We start from the raw sequence: 11,674 nt of genomic DNA, 5'->3' as shown, positions 1-11,674 counted from the left end.
GCCGGTACGCTCGCCATCCCGGATGATCTGCCGTTTTGGCTTGACCGCGGTGTGCGGTATTCCTACGTCCTTCCGACCCAACTGCACGCATGGAGAAGGTCCGCCGTGGCATTTGAACTGTTCAATCTGGCCGGCAAACGAGCGCTCGTCACAGGATCGTCCCAGGGGATCGGCCTCGCCATCGCGCGAGGGCTTGCCGAGCATGGCGCCTCCGTGGTCCTGAATGGACGGGAGCGCAGCAAGCTTGAGGCCGCCGCCGCAAGCTTGACCGCAGCCGGGCACAAGGTTGCGGTCGCCGGTTTCGACGTCACCGTCGCCGACGATGTCCGCGAAGGAGTTGCGACAATCGAACGGACGGATGGGGCGATCGATATTCTCGTCAACAACGCCGGCATGCAGTTTCGCACGCCGCTTGAGGATTTTCCGGAAGAGAAGTGGGAGCAACTCCTCAGGACCAATGTCTCGAGCGCCTTCTACGTCGGCCAGGCTGTCGCGCGCCACATGATCCCGCGCGGAAAGGGCAAGATCATCAACATCGCCTCGGTTCAGAGCGAACTGGCCCGCCCGGGCATTGCCCCGTACACCGCTACCAAGGGAGCGATCAAGAATCTCACGCGCGGCATGTGCGCCGATTGGGCCAGGCATGGACTGCAGATCAATGCCATCGCGCCGGGTTACTTCAAGACCCCGCTGAATCAAGCGCTGGTCGACGATCCCCAATTTTCGGCGTGGCTTGAGAAGCGGACGCCGGCCTCGCGCTGGGGCAACGTGGACGAACTGATCGGCGCCGCCGTCTTTCTGTCGGGAGATGCCTCGTCCTTCGTCAACGGGCATACGCTCTACGTCGACGGCGGGATCACGACCTGTCTTTGATTGTTGGCGCGTCGTCGCAGTTCCTAGGAACGCGTTTCGCTGCTGCTGATCGCGCTCGCTGAGACATCCACCGCGAGCCGCGAATGGCAGCGTCCGGCAATCAACACCGGACGCTGCGAGCGCGCGATAATGCTGGTCTTACTTCTTGTACGCGGCGATCACGGCTTCACCATCGGCGCCCGCCTTCTTGAGCCAATCGGCCGTCAACTGCTCGCCGATCTTCTCGAGGCCGGACTTCAGCGCCGGAGGTGGCGGCAGCACTTTCATTTTGTTGGCCTGAAGCTGTTCGAGATACCACTTCGCTTTTTCTTCCGCGAGCTTCCAGCCGCGCTCTTCGGCGACTGTCGCCGCTTTCAGAATCGCTTCCTGGGTCGGCTTGTCGAGCGCGTCGAAAGCCGAGCCGCCTTGTTCACGAAGGTGACGTTCTTCGGGATCCAGGCTTGCGTATCATAGAAATGCGTCATGGTTTCCCAGGACTTGCTGTCGTAGCCGGTCGAGCCCGAGGTCATGAACGCGTTCACGACGCCGGTGGCCAGCGCCTGCGGCAGTTCCGCCGCCTGGATGGTGACGGGCTGCGCGCCGACAAGTTCGGCGATGCGCGAGGTGCCGACGTTATAGGCGCGCCACTTCAAGCCTTTCATATCCTCGACCGTGTTGAGGTCCTTCTTGGCATAAATGCCCTGCGGACCCCATGGCACCGCGAACAGAAGCATAAGCCCCTGCGAGGCGAGCTTCTTTTCGATGGCAGGCTTTGAGGCGAGCCACAGCTTCTTGGCTGCCGGATAGCTCGTCGCCAGGAAGGGGATCACATCGATGCCGAACATCGGATCTTCGTTCTCATGCAGCGAAATCAGAACCTCGCCGACCTGCGCCTGGCCGGTGGCCACCGCGCGCTTGATTTCCGGCGCCTTGAACAGCGACGCGGCGGGATGCACGGTGATCTGCAGCTTGTTGCCGGTGGCATCGGCAACGTCCTTGGCGAACGCGATCAGATTCACCGAATGCGGATTGTCCGCCGGATAGGCCGCCGGAAGATTCCATTTTGTCTGCGCCATTGCGGGGGCGGCCAGCGCCGCGATGCAGGCGGCCAATGCGTACGTCTTTATAAGTCTGAACATGACAATACCTTTCTCTAGCCAGGGAACGCGATCCGCGGCAGCACCATCACGATATCAGGAAAGACCGTGATGAGGGCAACCGCCAGAACGAGCAAGAAGAAGAACGGCAGGGCCGCCTTGGCGACCGTGTTGGAATCCTTGCCGCTCATGGTCTGCAGAACGAACAGGTTGAAGCCGACGGGCGGAGAGACTTCCGCCATTTCCACCACCAGCACCAGGAAGATTCCGAACCAGACCAGATCGAAGCCGGCCTGCTTTACCATCGGGATGACGATGGCGGTCGTCAGCACGATCATGGAGATGCCGTCGAGCGCCGTGCCGAGCACGACGTACATCACGGTCAGTGCCGCGATCAGCGCATAGGGGCTGAGCTGGAGGCCGTTCACCCAGTTCGCGAGCGCCATCGGGATGCCGGTATAGGCCATCGACGTGCCCATGTAGGAGGCGCCGGCCAGGATCAGCAGGATCATGCAATTGACCCGCGTCGCGCCCATGACGCTCGCCCAGAACGATTGCCAGGTCAGCGCGCCCTGCCACCATGCAATCGCGAGCGATCCCAACACGCCCCAGGCCGCGCATTCCGTCGCCGTCGCCCAGCCCATCAGCAGCGATAGAAAGACGAAAATGATCAGCAACAGGCAAGGAATAAGGTTGAGCGACTCGGCAATACGCCTGCGAAGGCTCATCGGCGGCTCGGCCGGCGGCGTGTTTCTCGGATTGGCGAGCGACCAGATCGCGATGTAGCCGGAATAGAGCGCCATCACCATCATGCCCGGCAGGAACCCGGCGAGAAAGACCTGAATGATGGAGACGTTCGCCTGCACGGCGTAGACCACCATCGTGATCGACGGCGGAATGAGAATGCCGAGAGTGCCCGCGCCGGCCAGCGAGCCGAGGCTCAAGCCTTCGTCGTAGCCGCGCTTCTTCAATTCGGGCAGGGCGATCTTGGCAACCGTGGCGCAGGTCGCGGCTGATGATCCCGACACCGAACCGAACACGCCGCAGGCGAGGACATTGACGTGCATGAGCCGGCCCGGCAGCCAGTTCAGCCACGGCGCAAACCCGCGGAACATCTCCTCCGACAGGCGCGTGCGGAACAGAATTTCGCCCATCCAGATGAAGAGCGGCAACGCGGCGAGCGACCACGATGCGCTGTTGCCCCACACCGTCGTCGCCAGCACGCTGCCCGCCGGAATGCCACCGGCGGCGAATTGCATCCCGGCCCATCCCGTCGCCATCAGGGCGACGGCGATCCAGACGCCGGCGCCGAGCAGCAGCGCCAGGAATCCGAGCAGGATGGCGGCGATGGAAAGCAGCTCCATCTCAGACCCCGCTCTGCATGGCACGCTCGACGATTTCCTCGGCGCTCTGCGGCTTCGGCAATTCGTAGCGCGGCGCAAAGCCGCGCAGGACATGGATCAGCTCATCCACGAAAGCGATGAAAAGAACCGCGAGGCCGCCGCTGTAGCCGAGCTGCGGAATCCACAGCGGCACCGCGATGACGCCTTGCGAAATGTCGGAAAATTTCCACGACTGCCAGGTCATGATCACGGCATGCCAGGCGAAAAAGCCGATGAAGCCGACGCCGACGAGAAGGGCTGCGATCTCGACATAATGGCGCACATTATCGTTGAGGCGGTCGATCAACAGGCCGACGCGGATCATCTCGCCGTGCTTGAAGGTATGCGCGAGCCCGAGGAAGGCGGTCGCCGCCATGCACCAGGAGATGAAATCGTCGCCCGCTGGAATATTGATGCCAAACGGCCGGCCGCCCGACAGCAGCAGCATCAGGACGAAAATCGCAATGAGGAAAAGTCCGGCGAGATAGCCGGAGAAAAGGTAGAGCCGATCGAGAAACACGCGGATCATAATGTACCTTCTCCCTCGCACGTATATTGCCTGGAAGCAATTGACGTACCACTTCCCGTGATTGTTACCTGCCGGAAAAGGCCCGGTCGCCCCTGGCCGAGCCGAAATCTGACGACTGAAATCAGTCCCCAGACGACAAGGACAGGTTTTCGGAGTTGCGCCGGAACGTCAAGGCGGGGGAATCGGATCCTGCTGATCCGAGTCCGGTATGGTGAGTTGCGATCGCTGGCTGGCTTCCGCTGGACGGTGGCAACTTGAGGATGTATAGAGACCCAGTATGCATTTGCCGTAGGTCATTTGACGGTTGCGGTCGAGAAGTCTTCGTTCGGCTGCATCTCATATTTGTTTCAGGGCGGTCGCTCATTGAGATTGTAAGCTCAGCGATGGCGGCCGTTGCAGCGCTGATGGGGTCATTATGAAGTTGCAAGACAGTGAGCGTGAGGCATTGCATAACTCGGCCGTTCTTCTCAAGTTTGCTGCCGAGAGCCCCAAGACGACCCCCGACGATATTGTCTCGTCGTTGGTCGCGGCGTGGGACGCAGCCGATCAGAATCAGTGGTCGCCTGCGATATCAATCCAGTTTTGGACGGCATACAGCAAGCTTTGTGATCTCATAAAGCCAGTCTCTATGGACACGGTGTCCATGATCCAGCCAGCCGCAACTCCCCAGAATCGCTGGTGGGACTGGTGGACGGACGGCCGATCCCGAGCGCAAATTCACGCCCGGAGGTATTTGATCCTCTTGTTGTTCCTGGTGACGTGTGCGGTGGCATTTGGATTCATAGCGGGCACTTCGGGCAAACTCAGCGAGGATATCGAGAAGCTCATGGCCGAGGGCGACGTACTTGCTCCCCAGATCAGCTCGCAAATTTCGGACGTCAAGATTGATCTCGATGGTCTAAACGCGGAAGCCGGATCCTTGATGCTCGATCTCGACGATAAGCACATCACCAAGGAAACGAGACAGAAGATCGACGATCTGCGAGCGAAGCTCCAAACGCTGTACTGGATATCGGATCAGCTTAATTCCAAGGTCAGTGCGATTTCGACGGTCACCAGCTTCAAGCCTATTCACTACGAGGTGGGTGACCTTTCGCGACTTCCCGTCTTGGATAATGGCTACGACAATGTCAGAAACTACTATCGGACGCGCCGGCAAATTCGCGAAGCGCAGCAAAAAGTGGCGCTCTTGAACGGGATCTACAATGCACTCGTTCCGCTTTTGCTGGGTGCGGTCGGTGCAGGGACTTATGTGCTCCGGCTGACGTCGGAGCAAATCAAGGACACGACGTTCGCGTCCTCGTCTCCGATCAGGCATGTCGTCCGCATTGCGCTTGGAAGTCTCGCCGGTCTGGCGATCGGGCTCGGTGGGTTCAACAATGAGCTTAACCTGTCGTCTGCCGCCTTGTCGTTCTTAGCAGGATATGCGGTCGAGCCGGTTTTCTCGACGTTGGACGGGATCGCCGAGAAGTTCAGGCGGACTTAGGGAGAAACGGAGGCGGTTCAACCTCCGCGGTGATGAAGGGCAGTCTTTGCCTTTGCCGGACGGAATCTTGGCTCGCGTCCTCCTCTAGCGCCAGGCGTCATTGAAGAGCGCGTCAGCCGCGACTGGCGCGGCCCGACGGCCGGGTGAGACGTATCCGACGGTGGGTGCGGGGCAGAAACTGCTTGCCCCTGGCGCTGAGGAAATCGAGCATCGCCTGCGCCGGCGGCAGCAGCACCTTGTCCTTGCGCGCAAGCGCGAACCACTGCCGCACGATCGGCAGGCCATCGACGTCCAGGGTGACCAGACGCCGTTCGTCGAGCTCGGTCGCGACCGTGTGCGCAGAGAGAAAGGCAATGCCCAGCCCTGCGATCACCGCCTGCTTGATGGTCTCGTTGCTGCTCATGGCGAGGCCGATCTTGGGGCGGATACCCGACGTCTCGAACAATTGCTCCATCAGCCCGCGCGTTCCAGACCCCGGCTCGCGCGTCAGGAAGGTTTCGCCGGCAAGCTCGCGCGGCGCGATGCGGGATTTCCGCGCCAACCGATGCGCGGTCGGCGCGATGATGACATGGGGATGATCGCCGATCAGGTGGACGTTCATGTCGATGTCGGCGGGCGGGCGGCCCATGATCGCGAAGTCGAGATCGTAGCCGCGTAGTGCCTCGCCGACCTCCTGGCGGTTGCCGATCGAGAGCGTGATTTCGACGTTCGGATAGAGCTTCGAGAATCCGGAGATCATGAACGGCACGAAATATTTCGCCGTCGAGACCGCGCCAATCGAGATGCGGCCCGCGGTCTTTCCCGCCATCATCTCCAACGTGGTCTCGCAGTCGGTGATCGCCGCCTCGATCCGCTCGGCGAGCGCCAATACCTCGCGCCCGGCATCCGTCAGCAGCATGCCGTCGCCGGTGCGCTGGATCAGCGGCAATCCTGCGACCGCCTGCAGGTTGCGTAGCTGCAGCGTTACCGCGGGCTGTGTCAGGTATAGCTGCTTCGATGCCGCGGTTACCGACCGGTGCTTCTGCACGGCGGCCAGCGCGCGCAATTGGCGGATGGTCAATTCGCGCAACAAACGGCCGGCCATGGCACGCCTCCATTATAACGAAAACTTTGCTCAGGCCAAAGATAACAAAATTTCCCTAATTCGGCAAACTGCGCTTGCTTAAGAGCGCGGGTCGCCAATCGGCGGACGCTTCGACAGCGCCGAGAGAGCGCACCGGGAGACGGCCATGGACGAACGCGTGACGCTGCGTTCACATCTCGAGAAGTCTATTGCGCAGATCCCGCATGGCGCGGCGGTCGGTGCGGTGATCGAGGCCATTGCCGCCGCTGCAATCGAGCTCGCCGCGCTGATTGCGAATGGGCCGCTCGCTGATATCACCGGGCAGGATGGCGGCATCAATTCCGACGGCGACCGGCAGAAAGACATCGACATCGTCGCTGACGAAATGATGCGCCGTGCGTTGTGCAGCGCGCCGGTGGCGGCGGTCCTTTCCGAGGAGGCGGCGCTGCCGGAAACCTTGCGGCCCGAGGCGCACCTGTGCGTTGCGATCGATCCGCTCGACGGATCGGCCAATCTCGAAAACAACATCTCGATCGGCACCATCTTTTCGATCCGCCCGAGAGGCAATGACATCCTTTCGACCTTCTTTGAGCCCGGCACGGCGCAATGCGCGGCAGGTTTTTTCGTCTACGGTCCACAAACCACGCTCGTTCTCGCGCTCAACGCGCGCGTCGATATCTTTATTCTCGACAGGCGCGCGGGGGAATTTCTGCTGATCCGGCAGGCCGTGCAGGTCGCACGCGATACGCCGGAGTTCGCCATCAACGCGTCCAATCGCCGGCACTGGCATGGTCCCGTTCGCGCCTACATCGATGAATGTCTGGCTGGCACCAGCGGTGGCGGTGATGCGGATTTCAACATGCGCTGGATCGGTTCGCTGGTCGCGGAATCGCTTCGCATTCTGGCGCGCGGCGGCGTGTTTCTTTATCCGGCCGATGCCCGCCCCAGCTATCGCGAAGGGAGGATTCGCCTGCTGTACGAGGCCCATCCGATGGCGCTGGTAATGGAATGGGCGGGCGGCGCGGCCTCGACCGGACGGCGGCGAATTCTGGAAGTGGCCGCGAGGACGCCGCACCAGCGAGTGCCGCTGATCATGGGTTCTTTGCGTGGCGTGCGCGACATCGCTGCCATTCACGAAAGGATCGAGCCGATGTTCGACAATAGCGATGCGCCGCTGTTCGCGCGGCGCGGCCTGTTCCGCTGACGGGGCATCACGATGTCGCGGGCTCATCCCATCATATCGATTACGGGTTCGTCGGGCGCCGGCACCACGTCGGTGAAGAAGACGTTCGAGCAGATCTTCCGCCGCGAAAAGGTGGTCGCGGCCTACATCGAGGGCGATGCCTTCCATCGTTACAATCGTTTCGAGATGCGCACCAAAATGCTGGAGGAGGCCGAGCGCGGCAACAAGCATTTCAGCCATTTCAGTCCGGAAACCAACTTGTTCGAGGAACTCGAAAAAGTGTTTCGCGATTACGGTGAATCCGGCACCGGAATGACGCGTCATTACGTGCACGACGACGAAGAGGCGAAGCTGTACGGCGCCAAGCCAGGTACATTCACCGAATGGGACCAATTGCCGGCGGGCTCCGACTTGTTGTTCTACGAAGGGTTGCACGGCGCGGTCGTGACCGACAAGGTCAACGTGGCGCAGCATGCCGATCTCAAGATCGGCGTCGTGCCGGTGATCAACCTGGAATGGATTCAGAAGCTGCATCGCGATCGTCGCGACCGCGGCTATACCGCTGAGGCGGTGACCGACACCATCCTGCGGCGAATGCCTGATTACGTGAACTACATCTGTCCGCAGTTCGCCGAGACCGACATCAATTTCCAGCGCGTGCCGACCGTCGATACGTCGAACCCGTTCATCGCGCGGTGGATTCCGACGCCGGATGAATCGATGGTGGTGATCCGTCTCAAGAATCCGCGCGGCATCGATTTTCCCTATCTGCTGTCGATGATTCCGCACAGCTTCATGTCGCGCGCCAATTCGATCGTGATCCACGGGGCAAAGCTCGACCTGGCGATGCAGCTCATCCTCACACCACTGATCCTGCAACTGATGGAACGCAAGAGGCGCACGATATGAACGCTCCCGCTCTGTCCCGCATAGCCAGCCGCCCGGATCTGTCACATGCAGAGATGGCCAACGCGATTCGCTTCCTGGCGATCGACGCCGTTGAAAAGGCGAAGTCCGGTCATCCGGGCATGCCGATGGGCATGGCTGACGTCGCGACCGTTCTGTTTTCGCGCTTCCTCAAATTCGATCCTTCGGACCCGGCGTGGCCGGATCGCGACCGCTTCGTGCTGTCGGCCGGCCACGGTTCGATGCTGCTGTATGCGCTTCTGCACCTGACGGGCTACGAAGGCATGACGCTGGACGAACTCAGGGCCTTCCGGCAGTGGGCGTCGAAGACGCCCGGACACCCCGAATATGGCCATACGGCGGGCGTCGAGACGACCACCGGACCTCTCGGGCAGGGCATCGCCACGGCCGTCGGTATGGCGCTGGCCGAGCGGCTGATGAACGCCCGTTTTGGCGACGACTGCGTTGACCATTACACCTATGTAATCGCCGGCGACGGCTGCCTGATGGAGGGGATCAGCCACGAGGCGATCTCGCTGGCCGGGCATCTCAGGCTCAATCGTCTGATCGTGCTGTTCGATGACAACGAAATCTCGATCGACGGCGCCACGTCGCTGTCATGTTCGGATGATCAGCTCGCACGGTTCAAGGCCGCGGGTTGGTCGGCCAGCCGAATCGACGGCCACGATCCCGAAGCGATCGCGGCCGCGATCGAGTGGGCGCGCAACAGCGACCGGCCGTCGCTGATTGCCTGCCGCACTATCATTGGCTTCGGCGCGCCGAACCGTCAGGGAACTGAGAAAGTCCATGGCGCGCCGCTGGGTGGCGAAGAAGCCGCCAAAACGCGCGATGCGTTGAACTGGCCGCACGCGCCGTTCGAGATTCCGGAAGCCGTGCTCGCGCAGTGGCGTCGGGCAGGCCGCCGCGGGCATGCCGCGCGCCGCTGCTGGATCGAGCGGACCAAGCGTCTGAGTTCGGATTCCCGTTCGCCATTTCACGATGCGCTGAATCGCAACCTGCCGTGCAGCTATGCGCAAGCAATGACAAAGCTGCGCGATGACTTCGCAGCCGAGCGGCCGAATATTGCCACCCGGCAGGCGTCGCAGCGCGTGATCAATGCAATCGCCGAGGCGCTGCCCAATCTGCTCGGTGGCTCGGCGGATCTCACGCATTCCAACTTGACGCTGGCCCGGACCCAGCGACCGGTACAGCCCGGCTCCTTTGCAGGCAGCTATATTCACTATGGCGTCCGCGAGCACGCCATGGCGGCGGCAATGAACGGCGTCGCGCTGCATGGCGGCTTCATCCCCTATGGCGGTACGTTCCTCAGCTTTGCCGACTACAGCCGTCCGGCGATCCGGCTGGCAGCGCTGATGAATGTTCGCGTTATCCATGTGATGACGCACGACTCCATCGGGCTGGGCGAGGATGGCCCCACCCATCAGCCGGTCGAACATCTGGCATCGCTTCGAGCGATCCCCAATCTGCTGGTCTTCCGACCGGGTGATGCCATCGAGACCGCCGAGGCCTGGGACTGCGCGCTACGGGCGCAGTCCAGTCCGTCGGTGCTGTGTCTGTCGCGGCAAGCGCTGCCTGCCTTCCGCCAAGGCGGTGGTGACAATCTGGTCGCGCGCGGCGCCTATGTCGTCGTTGAGCCGGAGGGCGGACGCGATGTCACGCTGATCGCGACCGGATCGGAGGTCTCGATCGCCATCGAGGCTGCGAAAACGCTCGCAAAGGACAATGTCCGCGCGGCCGTCGTCTCGGCTCCGTGCTTCGAGCTGTTCCATCAGCAGTCGCACCAGTACCGGGCGGAGGTTCTTGGAGACGCCCCGCGGATCGGGGTCGAAGCCGCGATCGAGGGCGACTGGGCGCGCTGGCTCTGCGATGGCGGCGAATTCGTCGGTATGACGGGCTTCGGCGCATCAGCGCCGGCGGAAACGCTCTACCGCGAATTCGGCATTACGGCGAGTGCCGTCGCCATAGCGGCCATGCGCTGCATTGCGCGATCAAGAATGGCGGCAACCTGGGCATGACGAAAACACGAGAACAATGACACGGAGACTCCGATGGCGCTGATAACGCTGAGGCAATTGCTGGATCATGCCGCCGAGCGTGGCTATGGCGTGCCGGCATTCAACATCAACAACATGGAGCAGGGCCTTGCAATCATGGAGGCGGCGGCTGCCGTCGATGCGCCCGTCATCATCCAGGCCTCGCGGGGCGCGCGCTCCTATGCCAACGATATCATGCTGGCGAAGATGATCGATGCGCTGGAGGAGATGTATCCGCAGATCCCGCTGTGTCTGCACCAGGATCACGGCAACGAGGAATCGACCTGCGCCACCGCGCTGCAGCACGGCTTCACATCCGTGATGATGGACGGCTCGCTGATGGCCGATGCCAAGACCCCGGCGAGCTATGAATACAACGTCGACATCACCCGCCGCGTGGTTGACATGGCGCACTGGATCGGCGCCTCGGTCGAAGGCGAACTGGGCGTGCTCGGCTCATTGGAGCATGGCGGCGGCGAGCAGGAAGACGGCCATGGCGTCGAAGGCGAGGTCAGCCACGACCAGTTGCTGACCGATCCGGATGAGGCGGTCGCCTTCGTTCGCGCCACCAAGGTCGATGCGCTGGCGATTGCAATGGGGACTTCGCACGGTGCTTACAAGTTCTCGCGCAAGCCGGACGGCGACATTCTTGCCATGAGGGTGGTCGAGGAAATCCATCGCCGGCTGCCCAATACGCATCTGGTGATGCACGGCTCGTCCTCGGTGCCGCAGCCGCTGCAGGACGCATTCAACCAGTTCGGCGGCGAGATGCCGCAGACCTGGGGCGTGCCGGTCGAGGAAATCGTTCGCGGCATCAAGCACGGTGTCCGAAAGGTCAATATCGATACCGACTGCCGGTTGGCGATGACCGCGGCGTTCCGCAAGGTCGCAACGCAGAGCAGGAGCGAATTCGACCCGCGCAAATTTCTGAAACCGGCGATGGATGGCCTGCGCGATCTTTGCCGCGAGCGCTTCGAGCAATTCGGCACGGCGGGGCATGCGTCGGAGATCAAGGTCATCCCATTGGCCGAGATGGCGCGACGCTACCGCTCGGGCGCACTCGATCCACGAATCGGAGGAATAGCCGATGCCGCCGAATGAGCTGACGACACGTTCGACCCC

The 11,674-nt window shown here is 61.9% G+C and carries 9 protein-coding genes and 1 pseudogene; 6 read left to right on the top strand and 4 right to left on the bottom strand.

Annotated features, from left to right (window positions below):
* Positions 1–105: 105 nt before the first annotated feature.
* On the top strand, positions 106–873 hold the full coding sequence (locus V1277_RS08100; RefSeq protein ID WP_334415732.1) for an SDR family oxidoreductase: 768 nt from the start codon (positions 106–108) through the stop codon (positions 871–873).
* A gap of 138 nt (positions 874–1,011) precedes the next feature.
* Here the strand turns inward: V1277_RS08100 and V1277_RS08095 are convergent.
* The 3 genes and pseudogenes from V1277_RS08095 to V1277_RS08085 form a co-directional block, all read right to left on the bottom strand.
* A pseudogene (locus tag V1277_RS08095) lies at positions 1,012–1,991 on the bottom strand (TRAP transporter substrate-binding protein).
* A gap of 14 nt (positions 1,992–2,005) precedes the next feature.
* On the bottom strand, positions 2,006–3,313 hold the full coding sequence (locus V1277_RS08090) for a TRAP transporter large permease (RefSeq protein WP_334415731.1): 1,308 nt from the start codon (positions 3,311–3,313) through the stop codon (positions 2,006–2,008).
* A 1-nt stretch (position 3,314) separates the two neighbouring features.
* Entirely contained in the window at positions 3,315–3,860 is a 546-nt protein-coding gene (locus V1277_RS08085) for a TRAP transporter small permease (RefSeq protein ID WP_247512247.1), read from the bottom strand.
* Positions 3,861–4,275: 415 nt separating this feature from the next.
* Between V1277_RS08085 and V1277_RS08080 the strand changes: the two genes are divergently transcribed.
* Positions 4,276–5,346 (top strand): hypothetical protein, encoded by a 1,071-nt coding sequence (locus V1277_RS08080; protein ID WP_334415730.1) that lies wholly within the window; start codon positions 4,276–4,278, stop codon positions 5,344–5,346.
* A 112-nt stretch (positions 5,347–5,458) separates the two neighbouring features.
* Here the strand turns inward: V1277_RS08080 and V1277_RS08075 are convergent, their stop codons facing one another.
* Complete coding sequence (locus V1277_RS08075; protein WP_334373339.1) at positions 5,459–6,430, bottom strand: LysR family transcriptional regulator; 972 nt, start codon at positions 6,428–6,430, stop codon at positions 5,459–5,461.
* Between the two features lie 145 nt (positions 6,431–6,575).
* Here V1277_RS08075 and V1277_RS08070 point away from each other — a divergent pair, with 145 nt between their 5' ends.
* Genes V1277_RS08070 through fba form a run of 4 tightly spaced genes read left to right on the top strand, consistent with a single transcriptional unit; the run spans position 6,576 to position 11,653 of the window.
* Entirely contained in the window at positions 6,576–7,613 is a 1,038-nt protein-coding gene (locus tag V1277_RS08070; protein WP_334415729.1) for a class 1 fructose-bisphosphatase, read from the top strand.
* A gap of 12 nt (positions 7,614–7,625) precedes the next feature.
* The gene (locus V1277_RS08065) at positions 7,626–8,501 is read left to right on the top strand and encodes a phosphoribulokinase (RefSeq protein WP_334373342.1); all 876 of its coding nucleotides are present in this window, start codon (positions 7,626–7,628) and stop codon (positions 8,499–8,501) included.
* Complete coding sequence (tkt, locus tag V1277_RS08060) at positions 8,498–10,534, top strand: transketolase (RefSeq protein WP_334415728.1); 2,037 nt, start codon at positions 8,498–8,500, stop codon at positions 10,532–10,534. Before V1277_RS08065 ends, tkt begins: the two co-directional genes overlap by 4 nt.
* Before the next feature lie 33 nt (positions 10,535–10,567).
* Complete coding sequence (gene fba / locus V1277_RS08055) at positions 10,568–11,653, top strand: class II fructose-bisphosphate aldolase (RefSeq protein WP_334415727.1); 1,086 nt, start codon at positions 10,568–10,570, stop codon at positions 11,651–11,653.
* The last annotated feature ends 21 nt before the right edge of the window (positions 11,654–11,674 follow it).

Source organism: Bradyrhizobium sp. AZCC 1588, assembly GCF_036924735.1.
Classification (GTDB): Bacteria; Pseudomonadota; Alphaproteobacteria; order Rhizobiales; family Xanthobacteraceae; genus Bradyrhizobium.
This window is presented reverse-complemented; position numbering and strand designations above follow the sequence as displayed.

Coding starts and splice junctions, on each gene's coding strand:
- V1277_RS08065 (WP_334373342.1), top strand. CDS start 7,626: ATGTCGCGGGCTCATCCCATCATATCGATTACGGGTTCGTCGGGCGCC.
- V1277_RS08070 (WP_334415729.1), top strand. CDS start 6,576: ATGGACGAACGCGTGACGCTGCGTTCACATCTCGAGAAGTCTATTGCG.
- fba (WP_334415727.1), top strand. CDS start 10,568: ATGGCGCTGATAACGCTGAGGCAATTGCTGGATCATGCCGCCGAGCGT.
- V1277_RS08075 (WP_334373339.1), bottom strand. CDS start 6,430: ATGGCCGGCCGTTTGTTGCGCGAATTGACCATCCGCCAATTGCGCGCG.
- tkt (WP_334415728.1), top strand. CDS start 8,498: ATGAACGCTCCCGCTCTGTCCCGCATAGCCAGCCGCCCGGATCTGTCA.
- V1277_RS08080 (WP_334415730.1), top strand. CDS start 4,276: ATGAAGTTGCAAGACAGTGAGCGTGAGGCATTGCATAACTCGGCCGTT.
- V1277_RS08085 (WP_247512247.1), bottom strand. CDS start 3,860: ATGATCCGCGTGTTTCTCGATCGGCTCTACCTTTTCTCCGGCTATCTC.
- V1277_RS08090 (WP_334415731.1), bottom strand. CDS start 3,313: ATGGAGCTGCTTTCCATCGCCGCCATCCTGCTCGGATTCCTGGCGCTG.